The organism is Kribbella sp. NPDC004536 (genome assembly GCF_042873835.1).
In the GTDB taxonomy this organism is placed as follows: Bacteria; Actinomycetota; Actinomycetes; order Propionibacteriales; family Kribbellaceae; genus Kribbella.
On sequence record NZ_JBIALY010000005.1, the window covers coordinates 1 to 24628 of the forward strand.

Sequence of the window (24628 nt, forward strand, 5' to 3'; positions counted from 1 at the left end):
CGCGCCACGACCAGCTTCGACTACACCCGCGACGGGAACACCCCCGACCAGCCCCAATCCAAATGGGTCCTGTCCAAGGTCACCACGAATGATGGTCATGCCGGTGACGGCGCGGACACCACCATGACCACCTACACGTATTCGGGTGGGGTGTATGACCGTAAGGAACGCGAGTTCCGCGGCTACAGCCACGTGACCGCCACCCAACACGACACCACCAAGACCGGTGACCCGGTCTACCGGTCCACCACCACCACGTATCGGACGGATTCGTTCTACACCAAGAGCCTCCCGACCTCGACGGTGACCACGGACGCCGCGGGCAAGAAGTTCACCCAGACCGACACGTCTTACACCATCCGCGACGTCAACCAGCCCGGCCACACAGTGGACGACACCGACCTGGCCTCCACGACCGCGACCCTGTTCCCGTTCGCCTCCCGCACCGACCAAGCCTTCTACGAAGGCCAAGCCACCGCAGGCAAAACCACCTACTCCACCGCCGACTACGACGACCAGGGCGACCAGATCACCGCTCTCTCGGCCGGGGAGACCGGCACCGCCGATGACGTGACCACCACGACTGGTTACACGGCCTGCCCCACCTCAGGGGTGACGGTCGCGAACGACAGCAAGGTCACCACCGGCGGGATCGTGAAGCGGCACACGCATTCGGATGTGGACTGCGCCACCGGTGAGGTGACCGAGACCCGTGCCTACCTGGTCGACCCGGCCACCGGCGCCGACAGCCCGGCCGCGACCACCTCAACCACGAACGCCACCTACTACCCCGATTCGGACCCGCTCCGCGGCGGCCAGCTCAAGACCGTCACCGGGCCGGCCAACAAGACCGGGCAACGCGCCACCTTGACCTACGACTACGACACCACCGTCGGTGAGTTCGTGGAGTCCGTCACCGACACCTTCGGTTACACCTCCACCAGCACGCACGACTACCGGTTCGGCACCGTCCTCACCAGCACCGACGTGAACCACCAGGTCGTCACGAACACCTACGACAACCTCGGCCGGCTCACCACCACCACCGCACCGCAAGAGGCCGCGGCGGGGAAGACCACCATCTCCTTCGAGTACCACCCCGACGCCACCACCCCGTATGCGGTCGCCAAGCACGCGGACCGGCTGGCCGACGGCAGCTACAAGACCGACACGATGGACACCATCACCTTCACCGACGGGCTCGGCCGCGTCATCCAGACCAAGGCCGACGCCACCGTCGCCACCACCCCCGGAACCAGTCCCACGGACGTGATGACCGTCTCCGGGCACACCGTGTTCGACGCGTTCGGCCGCGCCGTCAGCACCGCGTTCCCGACCACCGAGGCCAAGGGGACCGCCAACACCACGTTCAGCACCGCCGTGGACACGGTGCAGCCCTCAGTGGTGACGTATGACGTGATGGACCGCGCCACCAAAACGACACTGCCGGACGACACGTTCTCGACCGTGGACTACGGGTTCGGTCAGGACCGGGCCGGCGATTCCCAGTTCGAGACCATCACCACCGACCCGAACGGCAAGACCGCCCGCTCCTACACCAACGTGAAGGGCCAGACGACCGCGGTGAAGCAGTTCAACCCCGCCGGCGGTGCCTCGCAAGCCGTGATCTGGACCAGCTACGGCTACGACCCCCTCGGTGAGAAAACCACGATCACCGACAACACCGGCCACGTCACCACCACCGGCTACGACACGTTCGGCCGTGTCACCACGGTCGTCTCCCCCGACAGCGGGGAGACCGACACCGGCTACGACCCGGCCGGGAACATGACCACCCAGCACACCGCGAAACTCGCCGCGAACCAGGTCGTCAACTACGACTACGACTACACCCGCCTCAAAGCCGTCCGCTACCCCGTCTTCGACCAGAACAACGTCACCTACACCTACGGTCCCCCCGGCGCCGCCCACAACACCGCCGGACGCATCGCCCACGTCGCCGACGCCGCCGGCACCCAAGACTACGAATACGGCACGTTGGGTGAAGTCACCAAGGACACCCGTGACATCACCAACCACGGCTCCTTCCCCGGTCACTTCACCACCAGCTACAGCTACGACTCCTTCAACCGCGTCCTCACCCTCACCTACCCCGACAGTGAGGTGCTGACCTACCACTACAACGCCGGCGGCCAAGTCGACACCGCCACCGGCGTCAAGACCGGCCACACCTACCCGTACCTGACCGGGCTGGCCTACGACAAGTTCGGCGCCCCCATCCAACAACAGACGGGCAACGGCACCACCACCACCAGGGCGTTCGACCCCATCACCCGCCGCCTCAACACCCTGAAATCGACACTGTCGGCAGACCACGGCAGCTACGTGTTCCAGAACCTCAACTACACCTACGACAACACCGGCAACATCACCAAACAAACCAACACCATCACCCTGCCCCCCGGCCCGCAGGTCGGCACCCAGGTCGGCGGACCCAGCACCGAGAACTACCGCTACGACGACCTCTACCGCCTGATCCACGCCGACGGCAGCTACACCCCCGCCGCGAACAAAACCGACACCTACACCCTCGACACTTCGTACAACGCCCTCTCCGACATCACCAACAAAACCCAGACCCGCAGCATCACCACCGGAACCAACACCGCCACCCCCGACGCAGGCCTGACCTACAACAACACCTACACCTACCCCACCCCAGGCCCCACCACCAGCCAGCCGCACGCCGCCCAAACCATCGGCAACACCACCCAAGGCAACACCACCTACCTTTACGACCCGAACGGGAACCAGACCTCGGTCAACAACCCCACCGGCGGCCGCCGCCAACTCATCTGGGACGAAAACAGCCGGCTCGAATGCACCCACGAAAACACCCAAACCACCACCCTGCCCCAAACCCCGGCCTCGTGTGACAACACCGGCGGCACCACCACCAGCCGCTACCTCTACAACCCCGGAGGCGAACGCGTCGAAAAAATCGACTCAAACACCCACATCTACCCCAACCAGAACTACTCCACCACCGACGGCAAAGCCTACAAACACATCTACATCAACGGCGCCAAACTCCTCACCCAACAGGTCGAGGCCGACCAGCAAACCGAGAACCTCCAATACTGGGACCACCCCGACCACCAAAACTCCACCAGCTACATCACCGACGCGAACGGCGGGATCGCCGAACACATCAACTACATCCCCGGCGGCGAAACCTGGAACGACGAACACCCCACACAACCCATCCCCACCCAATACACCGGCCAAGAACACGACACCCAAACCAACCTCTACTACAACCACGCCCGCTACTACGACCCCCACACCAACACCTTCACAGCAACCGACCCAGCCCTCCCCAGCAACGCCACCAACACCACCAGCCTCGCCACCTACACCTACGCAGCAGCCAACCCCATCACCTACACCGACCCTGACGGTCAGGCACCCAGCGACAGCACTCTGGTCGCCCGCGGTGGCGGCAGACCCGCCAGCAACGGCCGCACGCCCATCGCTACCGGAGGTGGTGATCTCCATCCGGGCGTAGTAACCATCAGAATGTATTCATTGCCAGAATTTGGACCGGGCACCCACTTCAAGCCAGGTATTTATACGGTGACCACGGTAAACACCGAAGGAAAAGCAGTTACCACGTACAATAAGGACGGCGTGATAGTCGAAGGAACTCCATCGACACAGCCGATCGGCCAACCGATAGAAAAAGTGGCACAGAACGTCAATCTTGCCCAGATCACTCAACTCAATTCAATTGGAACCACGACAGAGAACCTCCCGTCGGGGCACGTGAGAAAGATCCTGAAGGCTGGCCGTGTACGCGGCGAAGACCCGGGCGGCCTAGCTATAGAGTGGGACTTTCTCAGGGCGTATCTCGGCACCCCAGAGCCACCAGCGATCCCCATGCCACGCGCACCTGGTCTTGAGGAACCAGACGTGTCGACAACAGCGGTAGGGGGCACAGCCAGAGACAACGCAGTAGAGCTGCCCGGCCCCTATACTCGAGCCCCTGGTGTTCGTTCACCCAGTCCGGCGCCTCGCGGGTATCGAGGAGTCATGATGGGGGGACGAGCCGTCGCACTGGGCGGCTTCGCGGCCTGGGTCGGGATCGGCCTCTACTCGGACTATGGGATTCACCAGGACGCTGAGGACCAGGGCGTCTCGACGAGCGATATCTACGATCAACAGGCTGGCGCCAACGGCGGGGTATACAAGTCTGGATGGCTGCCAGGCCTTGTATTCGACAGATGCAGCTACAGCCCAGCAGCCTGTCCGGGGGGCGAGGTCCAGTAAGCAAGCCAGCGGTTGGGCAGTTTCGCTGCCCAACCGCTGACAATCTCACCAAGTCCGTGCGCGATCGCCGACATCTTCAGTCAAGTGCTGAGAATCACGTCAGTGTGCACGTGGTCGAGGTACATGTTTTCTGCACGAGCTCCAGACAATCTGGTCCGGCCGAGCTCATCAGGCGACGAAGACCGCGGTCGGTTTTGCCAGCGGGCCATGCGGTTCGTAGAGCGCCAGGAACGTGCCCGCCGGGTCGAACATGGCTGTCTGCCCGGGCGACAGGTTCAGCCCGGGCAGGGGGCGGCCGGTGCGGATCGCGGCTGCCTGGGTGGCGTCCGCGTCGTAGCGTGGAAAGGTGCCGGCGGCGACGTCCGCGATCGGCAGCCAGTCGAACGACTTCGCCAGCGCCTCGAGCGAATGCGCCACCGACAGGTCGAACGAGCCGACCCGGGTCCGGCGCAGTGCGGTCAGGTGACCGCCGACGCCGAGCTCGGCGCCGAGGTCGCGGGCCAGCGCCCGGATGTACGTACCGCTCGAGCAGTCCACCGAGACGTCGACGGAGATCCCATCGGCGTCCGGCCGGACGTCGAGGATGTCGTACCGGGACACCGTCACCGCGCGGGCCTTGAGCGCGACCTCCTCGCCGGCCCGGACGCGCTCGTACGCGCGCCGGCCGTCGACCTTGATCGCCGACACCTTCGACGGCACCTGCGAGACCTCGCCCCGGAACCCCTCGACCGCGGCCGAGATCGCCTCCGCGGTGACGCCGTCGACCGGCGCGGTCTCCAGTACCTCGCCCTCGGCGTCGTCGGTGGTCGTGGTGGCGCCGAGCCGGATCGTCGCGTCGTACGACTTGTCGGCCAGCTGCAGGTGTCCCAGCAGCCGGGTGGCGCGGTTGATCCCGACGACCAGTACGCCGGTCGCCATCGGGTCCAGCGTGCCGGCATGCCCTACCTTGCGGGTACCGGCCAGCTTGCGGATCCGGGCGACGACGGTGTGCGAGGTCAGGCCGGCCGGCTTGTCGACGACCACGATCCCGTCGGACGCCGAAGTGAAGTCCGGGGTCAAGTCAGTCCTGCTCGTCCTCGTCGGCCGGGTCCGAGTCGTCGTGCGGCCGCTTGTACGGGTCGGCGTCACCGGCAGGCTTGGCGCCCGCGGCGGCCTTGGCCACCTCGGCATCAGCCGTCCGGGCCTTCTCCAGCAGCTCCTCGATGTGCCCGGCGGACTCCGGGACGGCGTCCAGGAAGAACGCGACGCTCGGCGTGTGCCGCAGGCCCAGCGCCTTGCCGACCTCGCTGCGGATCAGGCCGCGCGCCGACTCCAGCGCGGCGGCCGTGTTCGCCCGCGCCTGCTCGTCGCCGTACACCGTGTAGAAGACGCTGGCCTCGCGCAGGTCGCCGGTCAGCCGCGCGTCGGTGACCGTGACGAACCCGAGCCGCGGGTCCTTGACCCGGCGCTCCAGCAGCTCCGCGACGAGCACCTGGATCCGGTCGGCCAGCTGCTTCGCCCTTGCTTCACCCATCAGGGCTCACTCCCTCATTCATGAACAACGTCCGGAGAGACCGCAGTCTCTCCGGACGCTACTCCTCGGTGACCCGCGCCGGGTCACCGCCTACGTCAGCTGCGCGGCTTCTCGCGCAGTTCGAACGCCTCGACGACGTCGCCGATCTTGATGTCGTTGAAGTTGTTGATGGTCAGACCGCACTCGAAGCCCTCGCGGACCTCGGACGCGTCGTCCTTGAACCTCTTCAGCGACGACAGTTCGGTGTTGTCGAGGACGACCGAGCCGTCCCGGATCAACCGGACCTTGGCGTTCCGCTTGATCAGGCCGCTGGTCACCCAGCAACCGGCGATGTTGCCCACCTTCGAGGAGCGGAAGATCTCCCGGATCTCGGCCTGGCCGAGGGTGACCTCCTCGTAGATCGGCTTCAGCATGCCCTTCAGGGCCGCCTCGATGTCGTCGATCGCCGAGTAGATGACCGAGTAGTACCGGACATCCACGCCCTCGCGCTCGGCCAGGTCACCGGCCTTGCCCGCCGGCCGCACGTTGAAGCCGATGATGACGGCGTTCGACGCGATGGCCAGGTTGACGTCGTTCTCGTTGATCGCACCGACGCCGCGGTCGATGATCCGCAACGACACCTCGTCGCCGACCTCGATCCGGACCAGGGCGTCTTCCAGCGCCTCGACCGAACCGGACACGTCGCCCTTGAGGATCAGCAGCAGCTCCTGGGTCTCGCCCTTCTCCATCGAGGCCATGAAGTCCTCGAGGGTACGACGGACGCGACGCTTCGCGTTCGCCGCCGCCCGGGCACGGGCCTCCCGCTTCTCGGCGATCTGCCGGGCCCGGCGGTCGTCGTCGACGACCAGGAACTTGTCGCCCGCACCCGGTACCGCGGTCAGACCGAGCACCAGGACCGGACGCGACGGGGTCGCCTCCTCGACGTTGTTGCCGTGCTCGTCGAGCATGGCCCGGACCCGGCCGTACGCCGGACCGACCACCATCGAGTCGCCGACCCGGAGCGTGCCGCGCTGCACCAGCACGGTCGCCACCGGACCACGGCCCTTGTCGAGGTTGGCCTCGATCGCGATGCCCTCGGCGTGCATGTGCGGGTTGGCCCGCAGGTCCAGCGCCGCGTCCGCGGTCAGCACGACGCCCTCGAGCAGGCCGTCGATGTTGATCCGGGACTTGGCCGACACGTCGATGAACATCGTGTCGCCGCCGTACTCCTCGGGCACCAGGCCGTACTCGGTCAGCTGACCGCGCACCTTGGTCGGGTCCGCCGCCGGGACGTCGATCTTGTTGACCGCGACCACGATCGGGACACCCGCCGCACGGGCGTGGTTCAGCGCCTCGATCGTCTGCGGCATCACGCCGTCGTCGGCCGCGACCACCAGGATGACGATGTCGGTGGCCTGCGCACCACGGGCACGCATGGCGGTGAACGCCTCGTGACCCGGGGTGTCGACGAAGGTGATCGCACGCTGCTGGCCGTCGACCTCGGTCGTCACCTGGTACGCACCGATGTGCTGGGTGATACCGCCGGCCTCGTCGGCCACGACGTTCGCCATCCGGATCGCGTCCAGCAGCTTCGTCTTACCGTGGTCGACGTGACCCATCACGGTCACCACCGGCGGCCGCGGAGCCAGGTCGCCCTCGTCGCCCTCGTCGGCACCGAACTCGATGTCGAACGACTGCAGCAGCTCGCGGTCCTCGTCCTCCGGCGACACGATCTGGACGTCGTAGTTCAGCTCGGTACCGAGCAGCTCGAGCGTCTCCTCGTTCACCGACTGGGTCGCGGTGACCATCTCACCGAGGTGGAACAGCACCTGGACCAGCGACGCCGGGTCGACTCCGACCTTCTCGGCGAAGTCCGTCAGCGAGGCACCACGCGGCAGCTTCACGACCTCGCCGTCGCCGTGCTTGACGCGGACACCGCCGACCGCCGGGGCCTGCATGTTGTCGAATTCCTGGCGCTTGGCGCGCTTCGACTTGCGGCCACGACGGGCCGGACCGCCCGGACGCCCGAAGGCACCCTGCGTCCCACCCCGGCCCCGGTTGCCCGGACCCGGACGGCCACCGCCGCCACCGGGAGGACCGCTCGGGCCGCCGCCACCGGGACGGAAGCCGCCGCCGCCACCGCCGCCACCGCGCGGACCGGCACCCGGGCCACCGCCCGGACGGCCACCGCCGCCACCACGGCCACCACCCGGACCACCGGAGCCGCCACCGGGGCGGCCGGTGAACGTACCGGCCGAGGACTTCGGCATCATCGCCGGGTTCGGGCGCGGAGCACCCGGAACGCCGCCGCCGGCCGGACGCGGCCGGTCACCGCCGCCACCCTGGCCACCAGGTCCGCCGGAGCGGCCCTGCGGCGGGCGCGGCGTCGCACCGGCCGGGCTCGGGCCCCGCCGGTCGGAACCGCCACCACCCGGGCCCGGACGCGGTCCGCGTCCCATGCCCTGGGTCGAGCTGAACGGGTTGTTACCCGGCCGCGGCGCACCACCCGGAGCGCCACCCGGGCGCGGAGCGCCGGGACGCGGAGCACCCGGACGGGGCGCACCCGGACGCGGGCTGTCGGAGCGTGCCGAGCCACCGGGGCGCGCATCGCCGCCCGGACGCGGTCCGGCACCCGGACCACCCGGACGCGGGCCGCCACCCTGGCCACCCGGACGCGGGGTCGCACCCGGTACGGCCGGACGCGCGCCGGAACCCTGGCCGCCGGAAGCACCCGGACGGGCGCCCGGCGTACCCGGACGCGGTGCCGGGGTGTCGCCCGTACGACGGGCCGCCGGAGCGGACTGGGTCGCGCTGTCGGCCGCCCGGGCAGCGGGCGCCTCGAAGGCAGGGGTCGCCGGAGCGGCCGGTGCCTCCGCCGGAGCGGTGGCCGCCGGAGCCGCCGGAGCCGTCGCAGCGGTCTCCTGCCGCGGGCCGGGCTTCGGGCCCGGACGCGGACCCGGGCGGGCACCCGGGGCCGGAGCGGACGTCGCCGGCGTCTCAGCGGCCGGGGCCGCGGCGCGTGCCTCAGCCGGGGCCGAGGTCTCGGCCCGCGCCGCCGGAGCCGCGGGGCCCTCCGCGGCAGGCGTGACCGGCTCGGCAGCCGGAGCGGGACGCTCGGCCGGAGCCTTCGGGGTGGCCGGCTGGGCCGGCTTCGGTGCCGCGGGGGCGACCGGTGCGGTCGCCTGCGGCGCTGCGGACGTGCTCGCGGCAGCCTTCTTGGCCGCACGCTTCTTCGGCGGGTTCTTCTCGAACTCCTCCGCCAACCTCCGGACCACCGGCGCCTCGATCGTCGAGGATGCCGACCGGACGAACTCGCCCATGTCGTTCAGTCTGGTCAGAACGACCTTGCTGGTAACTCCGAGCTCCTTCGCGAGCTCGTAGACCCGGACCTTTGCCACTACTCTCCCTCTGGTCCGAGCCTGGGGCGCGGACCGTTAGTTGACGTACGTGCTCATCGCTTTGCACTCATCGGTAGACACTCATCGAGTGGTCATGAGTCGATGACCCGCCTTCATGTCGGTCACGACGGTCCGGTCAGACCGCCGCGGACGGCCGGTTGGCCGCCGTGTGTACTGCTTCTTGCTTATCACGCTGCTCGACGTACTCGCGCAGGCCGGTCACGTCCAGCGGACCCGGGACCTTGAAGGCCCGTGGGAACGCCTTGCGCCGGACGGCGAGCTCGAAACACTCGGTCGTGGGGTGCAGGTGCGCCCCTCGCCCGGGTGCCCGACGAGCGGGATCCGGAAGCACATGTCCTCCGGAAGCCGTCATCCGCAGCAGGTCAGCCGGACTGCTCCGCTTCCGGCACCCGATGCAGGTACGCTCCGCAGGCTTGCCTGGGCGCGCGGCTGCAGTCACTGTCAGGTGATCCTCGGGGTGTGGTTGCGACTCAGTCGACCGACCGAGCAACTAGTCTACCTTCTCTGCCTCAGGCGTCACATCGGTATCCGGCCGGATGTCGATCCGCCAGCCCGTGAGCCGGGCCGCGAGCCGCGCGTTCTGGCCTTCCTTGCCGATCGCGAGCGACAGCTGGTAGTCGGGGACGACGACGCGCGCCGCACGGGCCGCGGCGTCCACCACCTCGACAGACGTAACCTGCGCCGGGGACAGCGCATTCCCGACGAAGGTCGCCGGGTCGTCGCTGTGGTCGATGATGTCGATCTTCTCGCCGTGCAGCTCGTGCATGATGTTCCGCACCCGCTGGCCCATCGGGCCGATGCAGGCGCCCTTGCCGTTCACCGACGGGTTCAGGGTCCGGACGGCGATCTTGGTCCGGTGACCGGCCTCACGGGCGATCGCGGTGATCTCGACCGTACCGTCGGCGATCTCCGGGACCTCCAGCGCGAACAGCTTCTTCACCAGGTTCGGGTGGGTCCGGCTGACCGTGATCTGCGGACCCTTGAAGCCCTTCCGGACGCCGACCACGTACACCCGCAGCCGGGAGCCGTGCTCGTACTGCTCCCCCGGCACCTGCTCGGGCGCCGGCAGCACGGCCTCGATCTTGCCGAGGTCGACCATCACCGAGCGCGGGTCGCGGCCCTGCTGGACGACGCCGGACACGATGTCGCCCTCCTTGCCGGAGAACTCGCCGTACCGGACCTCGTCCTCGGCGTCGCGCAGCCGCTGCAGGATGATCTGCTTCGCCGTGGTCGCGGCGATCCGGCCGAAGTCGTGCGGGGTGTCGTCGTACTCGCGGGCCAGCGTGCCGTCCTCGGCGAGCTCGCGCGCGTACACGGTCACGTGCCCGGTCTTGCGGTCGAGCTCGGCGCGGGCGTGCTGCTGCGCGCCCTCGGTGCGGTGGTACGCGACCAGCAGCGCCTGCTCGATCGCCTCCACCACCACGTCCAGGGAGATGTCCTTCTCCCGTTCCAGTGACCGCAGCACGGCCATGTCGATGTCCATGTCAGTTCTCCTCCACCGTGCCGTCGGCAGGTGTATCAGGTTCGTCGTTGCCGGCAGCCCGGTTGAACTCGATCTGGACCTTGGCCTTGGCCACGTCGGCGTACGGCACGGTCTGCCGCTTGCCGTCGACATCCAGTTCGGCCGCCTCGTCGGAGGCGGACTTGATCCGGCCGGCGAGCGTACCGCCGGCCGTGAGGTTGATCTTCACGAGGCGGTCGAGGTTGCGCCGCCAGTGCCGGGGCAGGGTGAGCGGCCGGTCCACGCCGGGGCTGGAGACCTCCAGCGTGTACGCGCCCTCGCCCATGATGTCGTCGGCGTCGAGCGCCTTGGAGATCGCCCGGGTGACCTCGGCGACGTCGTCGAGGCTGATCCCGCCGTCGCGGTCGACCAGCACGCGCAGCAACCGGCGGCGGCCGGCCGGCGCGATGTCCGCGGCCTCCAGGTCGCAGCCGAACTGCTCGACGATCGGCCGCAGGAAGTTCTCGAGGCTCGTGGTGTCCGTGTGATCGGTCTTTCTGCTCACAGGTTGACCTGCCTCTCTCTCCAGTTGTGCACCCGTTGTGCGTCCCGGCCGTCCCACCGAGAGCAGTAGCCCACCATATCCGGCCCGTACCCGGATCCCGTTCACCGGCTCGGGCCGGGCCAGTCGCCGGCCTGTCGTGCGTCGGTCACCAGGTATCGTTCCCGCGTGCCTGAACGCCGCCTCACCCGTCGTGCCGTCGTCGCGACCGCCGCCCTCGTACCCGGTGCGGCCGTACTGGCCGGCTGCAAGGACGACCCGTCGGCCGGTTCGGGCCCGTCGGGCACCAAGGGCGCCGTGAACGGTACGACGACGTCACCGGACCCGGCCACGGAGACGCCGACGGCCGACCCGGCTGTCGTCGCCGCGCTCAGTGCCGCGGCGACCCAGGTGACTCAATTGTCCCAGCTCTACGCAACCGCGAGCCGGAAGTTCCCGGCGCTGCGGGCACAGCTCGCGGCCGGCGCGAAGTACCACGCGACGCACCTGGCGAAGCTCAAGGAGACGCAGGGCGTGACGGCCCAGGCAACCAAGGCCGCGGTCCTCGCGAGTTCGCAGGCCGCGATCGCCACCATCGCCAAGCAGGAACGCGCCGCCGCGACCGCTCACGTCGCGGCCGCGGCCAAGCTGTCCGGCGCGCCCGCCCGGCTGCTCGCCGAGATCGCCGCCTCCGAGACCCAGCTCGGCGCGACCCTGACCCCGGCGAAGAACAAGAAAGAGGCGGCCTCGTGAGCGAGCTGGATGCCCTGCAGGCCGCGCTTGCCGGGGAGCATGCCGCGTTGTACGGCGTCGGCGTGGCCGGCGGGAAGCTCAGCGGCGCCCGGTTCAACGTGGCGACCGAGCTGTTCGGGGCACACCGCGACAACCGCGACCACCTGAGCGCGCTGATCGTCGCCGCCGGGCAGACGCCGGTGGCGGCCCAACCGGCGTACGACCTCCCCCAGGCGGTCACGAACGCCGCCACGGCCGCCGCGCTGATCCTCTACGTCGAACGCCGGCTCGCCCCCGTGTACGGCGACCTCGTCGAGGCCGCCGAACAACCCGCCGTCCGCACCTTCGCGATCGACGCGCTCCTCACCGCCGCCACCAACCAACTCACCTGGGGCGGCACCCCGGCGGCCCTACCGGGTGCGGTCTCCTAGAGCGAGCGGACCCAGTTCTCCAGGAGGGTGGCGCCGGCGTCGCCGGACTTCTCGGGGTGGAACTGGGTCGCGGACAGCGGGCCGTTCTCGACCGCGGCGACGAACTTGTCGCCGCCGTACGTCGTCCACGTGACCAGCGGCGCGACCGAGGCGCGGGCGTCCTCGAGCTGCCAGGTGCGGACACCGTACGAGTGCACGAAGTAGAAGCGTTCCTTCTCGATGCCGTCGAACAGCCTCGTGCCGGACGGTACGTCGACCGTGTTCCAGCCCATGTGCGGTACCGGTTGGGCGTCCTCGGGCTGCAGGCGCTCGACCGTGCCCGGCCACTGCTCGCAGCCCTCGGTCTCGACGCCGTGCTCGATCCCGCGGCCGAACAGGATCTGCATGCCCACGCAGATCCCGAGTACCGGGCGGCCGCCGGTCAGCCGCCGGTCGACCGCGACGTCGCCGCGGACCGCCTTCAGACCGGTCATGCACGCCTCGAACGCGCCGACGCCCGGCACCAGCAGCCCGTCGGCGTTGCAGGCCGCGTCGAAGTCCGCGGTCACGGTGACGTCGGCGCCGACACGCTGCAGCGCCCGCTCCCCCGACCTGATGTTGCCGCTGCCGTAGTCGAGCAGCACAACGCTCTTCGTCACAGTGCGGACCTCACAGGGCGCCCTTGGTGGACGGGATGCCCGGCTGCCGCGGGTCCAGCTCGGCGGCCGCCCGCAGCGCCCGCGCGAACGCCTTGAACTGTGCCTCGACGATGTGGTGCGGGTCGCGTCCCGACAGCACCCGGATGTGGATGCAGATCGCGGCGTTGAACGCCAGCGTCTCGAACACGTGCTGGGTCAGCGAACCGGCGTAGTCGCCGCCGATGATCGCGTACACCTGCCCCTCCGGTTCACCGGTGTGCACACAGTACGGCCGGCCGGACAGGTCGACCGTGCAGTGCACGAGCGCCTCGTCCAACGGCACCGTGGCGTCGCCGAACCGCCGGATGCCGCGCTTGTCGCCCAAGGCCTCGCGGAGCGCCTGGCCGATGCCGATCGCGGTGTCCTCGACGGTGTGGTGCGCATCGATCTCCAGGTCGCCGACCGTGTTCACGTGCAGGTCGAGCAGCGCGTGCTTGGCCAGTGCGTTCAGCATGTGGTCGTAGAAGCCGACTCCGGTGGAGATGTCGGCCCGGCCCTCGCCGTCCAGGTTCAGCTCGACCAGGACCTTCGACTCACTCGTCTCGCGGTCGATCCGCGCGGTGCGGGTCATCAGTGCCTTCCCGTGTCTGTCTTGAGGATGCGTTCCAGCGAGGCGCGGAACGCCGCCATCTCCTCGCTGGTGCCGATCGAGACCCGGAGCCAGCCGTCCGGCCCGGTCTCGCGGATCAGTACGCCGTCGTCCAGCAACGCCTGCCAGACCGCGTGCCGGTCCGCGAACGTCCCGAACAGCACGAAGTTCGCGTCCGAGTCGACCGCGCGCAGGCCCAGCGAACGCAGCCAGTCGACGGTCTCGTCCCGCGCGGCGCGGAGCCGCTCGACCCGGCCGAGCAGCTCGTCGGCGTGCCGCAGCGCCGCGCGGGCGGTCGCCTGCGTGACCGCCGACAGGTGGTACGGCAGCCGGACGATCCGCAGCGCGTCCACGAACTGCTTGCTCGCGGCAAGGTATCCGACCCGCCCGCCGGCCATCGCGAACGCCTTCGACATCGTCCGGGAGACGGCCAGGTTCGGGTACGACGGCAGCAACGACACCGCGCTGGGCGTCCCGGCCCGGCGGAACTCGGCGTACGCCTCGTCGACCACCACGACCGACCCGAGCGCCGCGGCCTGCGCGACGATCGCCTCGGTCACGTCGATCGGCAGCGCCGTACCGGTCGGGTTGTTCGGCGAGGCGAGCAGCACGACCGACGGGCGGTGCCGGGAGATCGCGGCGATCGCCTTGCTCCGGTCGAGGGTGAAGTCCTCGGCGCGACGGCCGGTGACCCACGCGGTGTTCGTGTCGCGCGCGTACTCCGGGTACATCGAGTAGGTCGGGGCGAACGACAGCGCCGTACGACCCGGGCCGCCGAAGGCCTGCAGGATGTGCAACATGACCTCGTTGGACCCGTTGGCCGCCCACAGTTGCTCCGGCTCCAGGTGCGCGCCGGACTCACGGGCAAGGTATGCCGCGAGGTCCGCGCGCAGGCCCAGGAACTCGCGGTCCGGGTAGCGGTTCATGCCACGGGCTGCCTCCGCCACCGAGGCGGCGACGTCCTGCACCGTGTCCTCGCTCGGCGGGTACGGGTTCTCGTTGACGTTCAGCAGGACCGGAACGTCCAGCTGCGGGGCACCGTACGGCTCGAAGCTCTTCAGCTCCTCGCGGATCGGCAACCCGTCGAAGCGCCCCATCAGCTCTCCCCTGGGAAGCGTGCCGACACCGCGGCGCCGTGGGCGGGCAGGTCCTCGGCGTTCGCGAGCGCGAGCACGTGGCCGGCGACCTCGTGCAGCGCGTCACGGGAGTAGTTGACGACGTGCACGGCCTTCAGGAAGCTGCGCACGGACAGGCCGGACGAGTGGCAGGCGCAACCGGCCGTGGGGAGGACGTGGTTGGATCCGGCGCAGTAGTCGCCGAGCGAGACCGGCGACCAGCTGCCGACGAAGATCGCGCCGGCGTTGGTGATCTGGCCGGCGCGCTCCTCGGCGTCCGCGGTCTGGATCTCCAGGTGTTCGGCGGCGTAGGCGTTCACGACGGCCGTGCCCTGGTCCAGATCGTCGACCAGTACGACAGCGGACTGCTGTCCCGACAGCGCTTCGGTGACACGCTCGGCATGCTTGGTCCGCGCCACCTGGACCGGGAGCTCGGCCTCCACCGCGGCAGCGAGGGTCTCCGACGGCGTGACCAGCACGCTGGCGGCCATCGGGTCGTGCTCGGCCTGGCTGATCAGGTCAGCGGCGACGTGCTTCGGGTCCGCGGTGTCGTCGGCGAGGATCGCGATCTCGGTCGGGCCCGCCTCGGAGTCGATCCCCACCTCTCCGAGCAGGGCGCGCTTGGCGGCGACCACGTAGATGTTGCCCGGACCGGTGATCAGGTTGACCTTCGGGCACCCGTCGAAGCCGTACGCGAACCCGGCGATCGCCTGCGCGCCACCCATCGCGTACACCTCCTCGATGCCGAGCAGCGCACACACCGCGAGCACCGTCGGGTGCGGCAATCCGCCGAACTCCTTCTGGGGCGGGGACGCCACGGCGAGGGACGGCACGCCGGCGACCTGGGCCGGTACGACGTTCATGACCACGCTGGACGCCAGCGGCGCGCGGCCGCCCGGGACGTACAGCCCGACGCGCTGCACCGGGACGAACCGCTGCGTCACCCGGCCGCCCGGTGCGGGCTCGGAGGCGATGTCGGCGGTGAGCTCGTCCTGGCTGACCTCACGGACCCGGCGGATCGACTCCTCGAAGGCGCTCCGCACCTGCGGGTCGAGCTCCTCCAGCGCGGTCTTCAGCGCCGCCGCGGGCACCCGGACGTCCTCGACGCGGACATGGTCGAACTTCTCGCCGTACTCCCTGATCGCCTCGAGGCCGCGATGGCGGACGTCCAGGCAGATCGGTCGGACGACGTCGAGGGCAGCCTCGACGTCGAACACGGCTCGGGGGACGAGGGCTTGGAGGGCTTGGAGGTTCAGCACCTCTCCAGCTGCCACTCGGCCCCGCAGGTCGACGCGGCGAATCATGGCGTCAGTCTAGTTGGGCGCCGCCTCCCGGTCCGACCGGTATCCACAACCCGGCCGGACACGAGAGGCAGCCCGTACGGTCAGCCGAAGCGGATCGCGTCCGTCACGGTCTGCACGGTCCGGTTGCCGTCACCGTCGACGACCTCGGCCCGCAGCGACACCGACGGCCCGGGCGGTGCCGGGAACTGGGCGACGTACCGGCCCGGGGCCTTTTGGACGAGCTTCGCCTGCTGCCAACCGGCTCCACTGGCGTACTCGACCGTGAATCGGTCGATCCGGGGCAGTTCGGCGCCCGGCTGGTGGTCGAGCACGACAGGCACCGACAGGACCGATGTACGCGGCGTCAGGTTGTGATCGTCGACAACCGGCTGATACCGAACCCCGAGCACCGGCAGCATCACAGCAGTGGTACTAGCGGCTGACCGGAATATCCACGAGTACTCGACCTTGGTGCTGAAGCGGGACACCGAGTGCCGGTCGAGCGTGCTCACCAGCTTGTAGGTGGCCGGCTCCGCCGGCAGGTTCAGCGGGTTCGCGAACCCGAAGCGGTCGTCGTACGACGACAACAGCACGTCGTCGCGGTAGAGCTTCGTACTCAGGCTGTCGGCCACCGACCCGTCGCCACCGCTCGACCCGCCGCCGGCATCGGCAAGCGGGAAGACGCTGATCCCGAGCACGTCCTGGTCCCGCCACGCGGACCCGGGCGCCGGTGTGAACGCGGCGCGGTTGAACGTCTCCCGGTAGCGCTGCCCGGCCCGGTACGGGGCCGCGGCCCGGTTCATGCTCGTCACGACGACGTCCGGAGCCGCCGGGTCGTACTCGTCGACGCCGGTGCTGACCTCGCTCGCCAGGCTCTGGTCGGGCGCCGGGTCGTGGAAGAGCACCCGGGCAGCCGGCAGGGCGTAGCCGAGGTTGTCGCCGTAGCCCCATCCCCACCCGGTGCCGACGACGGCCTTGCGGTCCGAGGTCGCGTTGAACGTCTGGTCGACGCGCGCCAGCTTCGCCGGGTCCAACGTCCGCCGGACGCCGGTCGGGAACTTCCCGTCGAGCTTGTCGAGCTGCACAAAGCTGTACGGCGAGTTGTCGAACGTGCCGTCCTTCGCGCGACGCGCCCACCGCGTGCTCAGGTAGCCGACCGCGCCCGGAGCGGGCGGTCCGACCTGGGCCGTGAACATCGCCGTGGGATCGTCGAAGCCGTACATCAGACCGAAGTACCAGTCGTCGGGCATCTTGAGGCCTGCCGTCCCGACGGTCAGCGCAGCATCCGTCCGCGGTAAGGAGACCTGGACAGGCCGGGCGTTACGCGCGTCCATGACGACCGTGGTCTCGCCGGTGAGATGCAGCAACGGCTGGACCATCCGGTAGACGACCGGCTCACGTCCGGTCCGCGGGACCTCCAGGGACGTACTGAGCATGTAGTCGTCCTTGGGCAGCCTGATCTTCGCCGTACCACTGGGGTCCTGGAGCTCGGTCGGCCAGTCCTCGCGGGTGAACGCCAGCGTGTCCGCGTCCGGCGCAGGCTTCCCATCGGGACCGATCGTCTTGACGGTCAGCGTGTAGTGCTCGGTCTCCTTGTAGATCGCGATCGTCGTACTCACGGACCGGTCCCCGGCAGTGGCGATGACACGGCCGCCGTAGTAGCCGTTCGGGCCTTGGTTGTTGGTGTTCACCGTGACCGGGACGGATGCGGTACTACCCGCGGCGACCGTCAGCGTGGTAGCTCCGAGCTGTACGGGCGCTGGGTTGCCGTCGGGGTCCTGCAGCATCGCTGTGAGGTTCAGCTCGATCGGGGTCTTGCTGTCGTTGCGGTAGGTCAGGGTCTTGGTGATCGGCTGGTCGTCGTCGTGTGGGTACGTCGCCGTACCGAACGAGAGCGTGTTGGTCTCCGGCGCGAACGTCGTGGAGATCGCCTTCGCGACGTCGACCCGGCCGTTGCCCTGCTGAAAGGTCGACTGGCCGTCGAGCTGCTTGGCGGTCGCAGCGAGTTGGGCCTTGAGCTTGGGCGCGGTCCAGTCCGGGTGCTCCTGCGCGAGGATCGCGGCCGCACCGGCGACGTGCGGTGTCGCCATCGACGTACCGCTGAGCTGGGTGTAGTACTCGTCGACCGGCGTGCCGATCTGGCCGTCCTTGGCGCGGGCGGCGACGATGCCGACGCCAGGTGCGGTCACGTCCGGCTTCACCGCACCGTCGAGCCGCGGTCCGCGGCTGGAGAAGTCCGCCAGCTGGTCCTGCTTGTCGACGGCACCGACCGTGAGCGCGGCGTCGGCGCTGCCCGGCGACTCGATCGTCTGTCGGCCGCCCTCCCCGGAGTTGCCCGCCGCGACGACGAACAGCGCGCCCGTCTGCGCGGTGAGCCGGTTGATCGCCTCCTCCACCGGGTCGACCTCCGGGGTGTCCGGGCCGCCGATGCTGACGTTGACGACCTTTGCCTTCACGTCGTTCGCGGCCCATTCCAGGCCGGCGATCATGCTCGACTCGGAGCAGCCGGTCTGGTCGCAGACCTTGGCGTCGTACAGGCGGGCGCCGGGCGCGACACCCTTGTACTTGCCGTTCGAGGCGGCGGCACTGCCCGCGATGATGCTCGCCACGTGGGTGCCGTGGCCGAGCTGGTCGCCGTCGGGGTCGGTGGTGAAGTTGCGTTCACCCGCGAGGACGGCCTTGAGGTCAGGGTGGTTCGGGTCGATGCCGCTGTCGACCACCGCGACCGGTACGCCCGCCCCGGTGTAGCCGGCCGCCCAGGCGATCGGGGCACCGATCTGCGGTACGGACCGGTCGAGCGTCGGCTGCAGTTTGCCGTCGAGCCACACCTTCTTGATCCCTGCTTGGCTGAGGAACGCCGCCGTACTGCGCTTGCCGACCTTGACGGCCGATGCGCCGATGGCCGGTAGCGGGCGGGCGCCGGCCGGAGCCTTCGCCTGGGCGTCGTAGCTGACGATGAGCGGGATCTGCGACGTCTTGCGGTCGTCCAGGCCTTGTCGGATCAGGCCGGCGACGTCGAAGAGCCGGCGGTCGAGCTTGCCGCTCGCCACGTCGTGCGCGACGTCCGACGGGATCACGTACAGCTGGTCCTTTCCGACCCGCTGCTCGAACTGCACCTTCCGCCCGGTCCCGGGCGTGACCCGGACCGCACCACCCTTGCCGACCACAACACGGTCGCCGGTGACCAGGGTCACCTGTCCCATGGGCAGCGTCGAGCCTTTCAGCGGTGGTTTCGTTGCCGTCGGCGACGGGTCGGCCGCCTGCCCGGCCACTGCCGGTGAGCTGCCGGTGAGCGGCCAGCTCAGCAGGCCTCCCACCAGCAGCACACCGGCGATCACCTTCGGCGTACGTCTGTTCTGCATGCATCCTCCAGGTCGCGACGTTTCGTCACGGTGAAGGACGCTCCAGCCCCTGAATAGCTGCGTCGCCCCGGTTGGGGGCGCCGTCCACTAGGCTCGACTGCATGGACTCCCGCCTGCCGTTGCTCACTGTCGACACGGTGATCTTTCCCGGGCTGGTGCTGGCGATTCCGGTGACCGACGTGCAGGGCCGTGCGGTGGTCCGCGACCTGGTCGAGAACGGCGGCGAACTGGTCTGCGGCGCGCTCGCCGTCCGGGACGGGTACGAGCTGGGTGAGCGGGTGTTCCGGTCGCTGTACGGCACCGGCTGTGCCGCGACGATCTCCGAGATCGCGGTGGACGCCGACGACGAGGGCCCGATCGAGGTGACGCTGACCGGGAACCGCCGGTTCAAGGTCAGCGAGCTCGACGGCAGCGGCGACTACCTGGTCGCCGACGTCGAATGGCTGGCCGACGACCTCGGCGACGACCCGTTGGGCACGGCAACGATCGCGCTGGAGCGCTTCCGCAAGTACGCCGAGGCCGTCAGCGAGATCAGCCGCCCCGGCCTGCATCTCGGCGACCTCCCCGACAACCCCAGCACGCTGTCGTACCTGATGTCGGCCGCGATGAAGCTGATGACGCCGGACCGCCAGAAGCTGCTCGAGGCCCCCGACGCCACCAACCGCCTGACCCAACTGGTCGGCCTCCTCGACAACGAACTGGCCGCCATCAAGGCCCTCCCCTCGCTGCCCGCCACCGACCTGATCAGCTGGTCCACCCTCTCCCCCAACTGACTCCTACCGAAACGAATCCCACGGCGGTATGGTTTTGGTATGAGCAAACAGATCACCGTGCGGTTGCCGGACGACCTGGTCGACTTCATGGACGAGCTCGTCGCGACCGACAAAGCGACGAGCCGGGCGTCCGTGGTCGCCCGGGCGATGGAACGCGAACGCCGCCGCGAACTGGCCGCGCGGGACCTCGCCGTCCTCAGCGAGCACGGCGGGTACGACGACCTCGAGGGCCTCGCCCCGGCCGCCGCCGGCACCGTTCTCGACCTCGACTGAGTACGACACCGTGCGTCCACTGCACATCGCCCGGCTCGACAAACCCCGCCCCGTGGTGGTGCTGACCCGCGAACTCATCCGCCCGCGCCTGACCAACGTCACGGTCGCGCCGATCACGAGCACGATCCGCGGCCTGTCCACCGAGGTACTCGTCGGCCCGGACAACGGCCTGGACCATCCGAGCGCAATCTCGTGCGACAACATCCAGACCATCCCGAAGAGCCAGCTCGGCCGGCTCATCGGCTACCTCCACCCCGACCAGGAACCCGCCCTGGCCGAGGCGATCAACCTCGCGTTCGACCTGGAGCTCTAGCCCAGTTTGGAGATGTCGCGGACGGCGCCCTTGTCGGCGCTGGTGGCCATCGCCGCGTAGGTCTTCAGCGCGCTGGACACCTTGCGGTCACGATCCTTCGGCGCGTACACGCCGTTCAGCGCGGCGTCGCGGGCGGCCAGCTCCTCGTCGGAGACCAGCAGCTCGATCGAGCGGTTCGGGATGTCGATCTTGATCCGGTCCCCGTCCTGGACCAGCGCGATCGTCCCGCCGGAGGCCGCCTCGGGCGACGCGTGCCCGATCGACAGTCCCGACGTACCACCGGAGAACCGGCCGTCGGTGATCAGCGCGCAGACCTTGCCGAGGCCGCGGCCCTTCAGGTACGAGGTCGGGTACAGCATCTCCTGCATGCCCGGCCCGCCCTTCGGGCCTTCGTAGCGGATCACGACCACGTCGCCGGGCTGGATCTGCTTGGTCAGGATCTTCTCGACGGCCTGCTCCTGCGACTCGCACACCACCGCGGGACCCTCGAACGTCCAGATCGACTCGTCCACGCCCGCGGTCTTCACGACACAGCCGTCGACGGCCAGGTTGCCCTTCAGTACGGCGAGACCGCCGTCCTTGGAGTACGCGTGCTCGCGGTCGCGGATGCACCCGTTCGCCGCGTCGGTGTCCAGGGTCTCCCAGCGCTCCGACTGCGAGAACGCGGTCGCCGACCGCTTGCAGCCCGGCGCGGCGTGCCACAGCTCGACGGCCTCCGGCGACGGCGAACCGCCGCGCAGGTCCCAGGTCTTCAGCCACTCGTCGATCGAGTCGCTGTGCACGGTGTGGATGTTCTGGTTCAGCAGGCCGGCCCGGTGCAGTTCACCGAGGATCGCGGGGATGCCGCCGGCGCGGTGCACGTCCTCCATGTAGTACGTGCCCTGCGGGGCGACGTTCGGCGCGACCTTCGCCAGGCACGGGACCCGGCGGGACACCGCGTTGATGTCGTCCAGGTCGAAGCCGACCTCGGCCTCCTGCGCGGCAGCCAGCAGGTGCAGGATCGTGTTGGTCGATCCGCCCATCGCGATGTCCAGGGCCATCGCGTTGCCGAAGGCCTCCTTGGTCGCGATGTTCCGCGGCAGCACGGTGGCGTCGTCGTTGTCGTAGTACCGCTTGGTGATCTCGACGACGGTCTGGCCGGCCTTCTCGTACAGCGCGCGGCGGGCGGTGTGGGTGGCCAGTACGGACCCGTTGCCGGGCAGCGACAGGCCGATCGCCTCGGTCAGGCAGTTCATCGAGTTCGCGGTGAACATGCCCGAACAGGAACCGCAGGTCGGGCAGGCGTTCTCCTCGATCCGCAGGATGTCGGCGTCGGACACGTTCTCGTTGACGGCCTCGGACATCGCGTCGATCAGGTCGAGCTTGCGGACCGTACCGTCGACCAGCGTCGCGCGGCCGGCCTCCATCGGGCCGCCGGAGACGAACACGGTCGGGATGTTCAGCCGGAGCGCGGCGTTCAGCATGCCCGGCGTGATCTTGTCGCAGTTCGAGATGCAGACCAGGGCGTCCGCGCAGTGCGCCTCGACCATGTACTCGACCGAGTCCGCGATCAGGTCCCGCGACGGCAGGCTGTAGAGCATGCCGCCGTGGCCCATCGCGATCCCGTCGTCGACTGCGATCGTGTTGAACTCGCGGGCGATTCCGCCGGCCGCGTGGATCGCCTCGGACACGATCCGGCCGACCGGGGCCAGGTGGGTGTGACCGGGGACGAACTCGGTGAAGCTGTTCGCCACCGCGATGATCGGCTTCCCGAAGTCCTCCCGGGCTACCCCCGAGGCCTGCATGAGCGCGCGGGCGCCCGCCATGTTGCGGCCGTGGGTGACAGTACGGGACCTCAGAGCAGGCACGACGATCTCTCCTTGCGGCTAGTACGTATCTCTCGATAGTGCCACGCCGGTCCGGATGGCGGTACGCCGGTCCCGGATGACGGATCCTCCAGCGCCACCCCGGCACCGTATCTTGGCCGCGTGAGCACAACTGGGGACACCGATCCAATGGTCCGCTTCGCGTCGGCGGGCACGGCACGTAGCACTCTCCAGGCATGGGCGGACGGCGCGTACGTCCTGCACCTGCTGACCGCCGTACGCGACAAGGGGTGGACGGCCTTCCTGACCGAATCGCGCTCCGTCGAGGACCTGGCGGCGTACTCCGGCCTCACGCCGGAACGGGTCGCGGACATCGTCGACGTGCTCGAGGCGTACGGCGTGGTCGGCCGGCGCGAGGAGACGGTCCGGCTGACGGCGGAGTTCGCGGCGCTGTCCGCCGACGACGCGTGGGTCGGCCTCGACGAGTTGCTCGACCGGATCGAGCTGACGGCGCGGCTGGTACCGGCGACCGCCGAGGCCGGTCCCCTGCCGCTGGCCGAATCCGACGCGCTGGTGGTCGCGCGCTCCTCCGGCGGCAACTCGACCCGCATCACCCGGGCCTTGTTCGACCAGCTGTTCCTGCCCAAGCTCCCCGAGCTGATCGACGTCGTCCGCACCGAACGGTGGCTCGACGTGGGGTGTGGTGTCGCCGGATCGACCTTGACGCTGGCCGGATTGTTCCCCGAGCTCAAGGCCGTCGCGCTCGAACTCGTTCCCACCGTGGCCGCCGAGACGCGGCTCCGCGCCGCGGCCCAGCGAGTGGCCGACCGGGTGGACATCCGGACGACGGACGTCCGCGACTTCGACGAGCGGGACGCGTTCGGCGGGGCGTTCTGGGCGCAGCCGTTCTTCCCCGAGGCGACCCGGGCCGCGACGCTCGCGACGATCCTGCGCGCGCTGCGCCCCGGCGGTCTGCTGTTCCTGCAAGAGATGGAGCCGGTCCCGGACCAGGCTGCCCGGCCCGCGTACACCATGCGACGGCTGGTCGCCCAGGCTCAAGGGATCCCGTTCGGCCGGACCGCTGAGGAGCTGACGGACGAGACCATGGCTGCCGGGTTCGAGCCGGTACGGGTGGCGCAGACCGATTTCGGGCGGATCGTGATCGTGCGACGCCCGGGCTGATCGCAACTGTCGGTGGCCTGTCCTAGCCTGCTTTCATGGGCGGAACCGAGCACGGCACGATGGGGTACGCGACCCGGCCGGTGCACCCTGCGCTGCGGCCGTACGTCGGCGACGTCATCGGGTACGCGTCCGACGCACCGCCTCCGGAGGTGCACCGCGGACTGCCGTCCCGGCACCTCACGATCGTCGTCACGCTCGACGAGCCGCTGGGCATCCGGTGGCCGGGCGGTCCGCTCGAGAAGCACGACGCACTGGTCGGCGGGCTGCACTCGACCGCCGTCGTGATCGCCGGCACGGCGAGCCGCACGGGCGTCCAGGTCTCCCTCACTCCCGCCGCCACGCGGGCGCTCTTCGGGCTGCCACCTGGTGAGCTCGGCTCCGTGGTCCTCGATCTCGATGCGGTGCTCGGGCCCCGAGCCGCTCGGCTGACGGATCAACTCCGCGAGGCCTCGACGTGGGAACGGCGCTTCGACCTGCTCGAAGGCGTACTGCTGCGGCGGCTGCGGGACCGCCGCCCGACGACGGTCCGTCCCGAGCTCGGGTGGGCGTGGCTCAGGTTGTGCGAGTCGAACGGCGCGATCGGCGTCCAGGAGCTGGCGTCCGAGGTCGGGTGGAGCCGGCGGCATCTGACCGACCGTTTCGTCACCGAGTTCGGCCTGGCGCCGAAGGTCGCCTCCCGCGTCCTGCGGTTCGAACGCGTCACCGCGCACCTGCGTCGGCACCCCCGGCCGCGGCTCGCCGACGTCGCGGCCGCCGCCGGGTTCGCCGACCAGTCGCACCTGACCCGCGAGTTCCAGGCCATCGCGGGCTGCTCTCCCCGGCAGTGGATGGCCGAGGAACTGCCCAACCTCCCGAGTAATCCACAGGCTGCGGCGATCGTGCCAGCATCGGCCGCGGGATCTCACTAAAC

At 69.5% G+C, this 24628-nt stretch carries 20 protein-coding genes; 8 read left to right on the top strand and 12 right to left on the bottom strand.

What is annotated here, in order from left to right; all coding sequences use genetic code 11:
• Window positions 1-123: 123 nt before the first annotated feature.
• The gene (locus tag ACFYRU_RS35965; RefSeq protein WP_387667467.1) at window positions 124-4290 is read left to right on the top strand and encodes an RHS repeat domain-containing protein; all 4167 of its coding nucleotides are present in this window, start codon (window positions 124-126) and stop codon (window positions 4288-4290) included.
• A gap of 168 nt (window positions 4291-4458) precedes the next feature.
• On the opposite strand, the gene truB is transcribed toward ACFYRU_RS35965, so the two are convergent.
• From truB to rimP, 6 genes are all read right to left on the bottom strand, one after another.
• Window positions 4459-5349 (bottom strand): tRNA pseudouridine(55) synthase TruB, encoded by an 891-nt coding sequence (gene truB / locus ACFYRU_RS35970; RefSeq protein WP_387667470.1) that lies wholly within the window; start codon window positions 5347-5349, stop codon window positions 4459-4461.
• 1 nt (window position 5350) lies between these two features.
• On the bottom strand, window positions 5351-5803 hold the full coding sequence (rbfA, locus tag ACFYRU_RS35975) for a 30S ribosome-binding factor RbfA (RefSeq protein WP_387667472.1): 453 nt from the start codon (window positions 5801-5803) through the stop codon (window positions 5351-5353).
• A 95-nt stretch (window positions 5804-5898) separates the two neighbouring features.
• Entirely contained in the window at window positions 5899-9180 is a 3282-nt protein-coding gene (infB, locus tag ACFYRU_RS35980; protein ID WP_387667474.1) for a translation initiation factor IF-2, read from the bottom strand.
• Between the two features lie 136 nt (window positions 9181-9316).
• The gene (locus ACFYRU_RS35985; RefSeq protein ID WP_387667476.1) at window positions 9317-9640 is read right to left on the bottom strand and encodes a YlxR family protein; all 324 of its coding nucleotides are present in this window, start codon (window positions 9638-9640) and stop codon (window positions 9317-9319) included.
• Window positions 9641-9691: 51 nt separating this feature from the next.
• Complete coding sequence (gene nusA / locus ACFYRU_RS35990) at window positions 9692-10684, bottom strand: transcription termination factor NusA (protein ID WP_387667478.1); 993 nt, start codon at window positions 10682-10684, stop codon at window positions 9692-9694.
• 1 nt (window position 10685) lies between these two features.
• The gene (gene rimP, locus ACFYRU_RS35995) at window positions 10686-11207 is read right to left on the bottom strand and encodes a ribosome maturation factor RimP (protein WP_387667480.1); all 522 of its coding nucleotides are present in this window, start codon (window positions 11205-11207) and stop codon (window positions 10686-10688) included.
• 165 nt (window positions 11208-11372) lie between these two features.
• Here rimP and ACFYRU_RS36000 point away from each other — a divergent pair, with 165 nt between their 5' ends.
• Together ACFYRU_RS36000 and ACFYRU_RS36005 are read left to right on the top strand one after the other, a co-directional pair.
• Window positions 11373-11936, top strand: coding sequence for a cell division protein FtsK (locus tag ACFYRU_RS36000; protein ID WP_387667482.1), 564 nt, complete (start codon window positions 11373-11375; stop codon window positions 11934-11936).
• Complete coding sequence (locus ACFYRU_RS36005; protein ID WP_387667484.1) at window positions 11933-12346, top strand: ferritin-like domain-containing protein; 414 nt, start codon at window positions 11933-11935, stop codon at window positions 12344-12346. The genes ACFYRU_RS36000 and ACFYRU_RS36005 overlap by 4 nt, the downstream gene beginning before the upstream one ends.
• Here the strand turns inward: ACFYRU_RS36005 and hisH are convergent.
• The 5 genes from hisH to ACFYRU_RS36030 form a co-directional block, all read right to left on the bottom strand.
• On the bottom strand, window positions 12343-12984 hold the full coding sequence (hisH, locus tag ACFYRU_RS36010) for an imidazole glycerol phosphate synthase subunit HisH (protein ID WP_387667487.1): 642 nt from the start codon (window positions 12982-12984) through the stop codon (window positions 12343-12345). The genes ACFYRU_RS36005 and hisH overlap by 4 nt on opposite strands.
• A 10-nt stretch (window positions 12985-12994) precedes the next feature.
• The gene (gene hisB, locus ACFYRU_RS36015; RefSeq protein WP_387667490.1) at window positions 12995-13594 is read right to left on the bottom strand and encodes an imidazoleglycerol-phosphate dehydratase HisB; all 600 of its coding nucleotides are present in this window, start codon (window positions 13592-13594) and stop codon (window positions 12995-12997) included.
• Window positions 13594-14709: a histidinol-phosphate transaminase gene (locus ACFYRU_RS36020; protein WP_387667492.1), complete on the bottom strand. Its 1116-nt coding sequence runs from the start codon at window positions 14707-14709 to the stop codon at window positions 13594-13596. Before ACFYRU_RS36020 ends, hisB begins: the two co-directional genes overlap by 1 nt.
• Window positions 14709-16031, bottom strand: a complete 1323-nt coding sequence (hisD, locus tag ACFYRU_RS36025; RefSeq protein ID WP_387667494.1) for a histidinol dehydrogenase — start codon at window positions 16029-16031, stop codon at window positions 14709-14711. Before hisD ends, ACFYRU_RS36020 begins: the two co-directional genes overlap by 1 nt.
• A gap of 80 nt (window positions 16032-16111) precedes the next feature.
• The gene (locus ACFYRU_RS36030) at window positions 16112-19372 is read right to left on the bottom strand and encodes a S8 family serine peptidase (RefSeq protein WP_387667496.1); all 3261 of its coding nucleotides are present in this window, start codon (window positions 19370-19372) and stop codon (window positions 16112-16114) included.
• Between the two features lie 101 nt (window positions 19373-19473).
• Here ACFYRU_RS36030 and ACFYRU_RS36035 point away from each other — a divergent pair, with 101 nt between their 5' ends.
• From ACFYRU_RS36035 to ACFYRU_RS36045, 3 genes are read left to right on the top strand one after another with little or no spacing between them, the layout of a single operon-like run.
• A complete protein-coding gene (locus ACFYRU_RS36035) occupies window positions 19474-20145 on the top strand; it encodes an LON peptidase substrate-binding domain-containing protein (RefSeq protein WP_387667497.1) in 672 nt (223 codons plus the stop codon).
• 39 nt (window positions 20146-20184) lie between these two features.
• A complete protein-coding gene (locus ACFYRU_RS36040; RefSeq protein WP_387667498.1) occupies window positions 20185-20418 on the top strand; it encodes a ribbon-helix-helix domain-containing protein in 234 nt (77 codons plus the stop codon).
• 10 nt (window positions 20419-20428) lie between these two features.
• Window positions 20429-20731, top strand: coding sequence for a type II toxin-antitoxin system PemK/MazF family toxin (locus ACFYRU_RS36045; RefSeq protein WP_387667500.1), 303 nt, complete (start codon window positions 20429-20431; stop codon window positions 20729-20731).
• Here ACFYRU_RS36045 and ilvD read toward each other — a convergent pair.
• Window positions 20728-22578, bottom strand: coding sequence for a dihydroxy-acid dehydratase (gene ilvD, locus ACFYRU_RS36050; RefSeq protein WP_387667501.1), 1851 nt, complete (start codon window positions 22576-22578; stop codon window positions 20728-20730). The genes ACFYRU_RS36045 and ilvD overlap by 4 nt on opposite strands.
• Before the next feature lie 120 nt (window positions 22579-22698).
• On the opposite strand from ilvD, the gene ACFYRU_RS36055 reads away from it, so the two are divergent.
• Together ACFYRU_RS36055 and ACFYRU_RS36060 are read left to right on the top strand one after the other, a co-directional pair.
• Window positions 22699-23718, top strand: coding sequence for an SAM-dependent methyltransferase (locus ACFYRU_RS36055; protein WP_387667503.1), 1020 nt, complete (start codon window positions 22699-22701; stop codon window positions 23716-23718).
• A gap of 35 nt (window positions 23719-23753) precedes the next feature.
• Window positions 23754-24626 (top strand): helix-turn-helix domain-containing protein, encoded by an 873-nt coding sequence (locus ACFYRU_RS36060; RefSeq protein WP_387667505.1) that lies wholly within the window; start codon window positions 23754-23756, stop codon window positions 24624-24626.
• Window positions 24627-24628 lie beyond the last annotated feature (2 nt).

What these genes read in the sequence shown, in the direction of transcription:
- ACFYRU_RS36030 (WP_387667496.1), bottom strand. Translation starts at nt 19,372, where the DNA reads ATGCAGAACAGACGTACGCCGAAGGTGATCGCCGGTGTGCTGCTGGTG.
- ACFYRU_RS35965 (WP_387667467.1), top strand. Translation starts at nt 124, where the DNA reads ATGACCACCTACACGTATTCGGGTGGGGTGTATGACCGTAAGGAACGC.
- ACFYRU_RS36040 (WP_387667498.1), top strand. Translation starts at nt 20,185, where the DNA reads ATGAGCAAACAGATCACCGTGCGGTTGCCGGACGACCTGGTCGACTTC.
- ACFYRU_RS36020 (WP_387667492.1), bottom strand. Translation starts at nt 14,709, where the DNA reads ATGGGGCGCTTCGACGGGTTGCCGATCCGCGAGGAGCTGAAGAGCTTC.
- rbfA (WP_387667472.1), bottom strand. Translation starts at nt 5,803, where the DNA reads ATGGGTGAAGCAAGGGCGAAGCAGCTGGCCGACCGGATCCAGGTGCTC.
- nusA (WP_387667478.1), bottom strand. Translation starts at nt 10,684, where the DNA reads ATGGACATCGACATGGCCGTGCTGCGGTCACTGGAACGGGAGAAGGAC.
- ACFYRU_RS36035 (WP_387667497.1), top strand. Translation starts at nt 19,474, where the DNA reads ATGGACTCCCGCCTGCCGTTGCTCACTGTCGACACGGTGATCTTTCCC.
- hisD (WP_387667494.1), bottom strand. Translation starts at nt 16,031, where the DNA reads ATGATTCGCCGCGTCGACCTGCGGGGCCGAGTGGCAGCTGGAGAGGTG.
- hisB (WP_387667490.1), bottom strand. Translation starts at nt 13,594, where the DNA reads ATGACCCGCACCGCGCGGATCGACCGCGAGACGAGTGAGTCGAAGGTC.
- ACFYRU_RS36060 (WP_387667505.1), top strand. Translation starts at nt 23,754, where the DNA reads ATGGGCGGAACCGAGCACGGCACGATGGGGTACGCGACCCGGCCGGTG.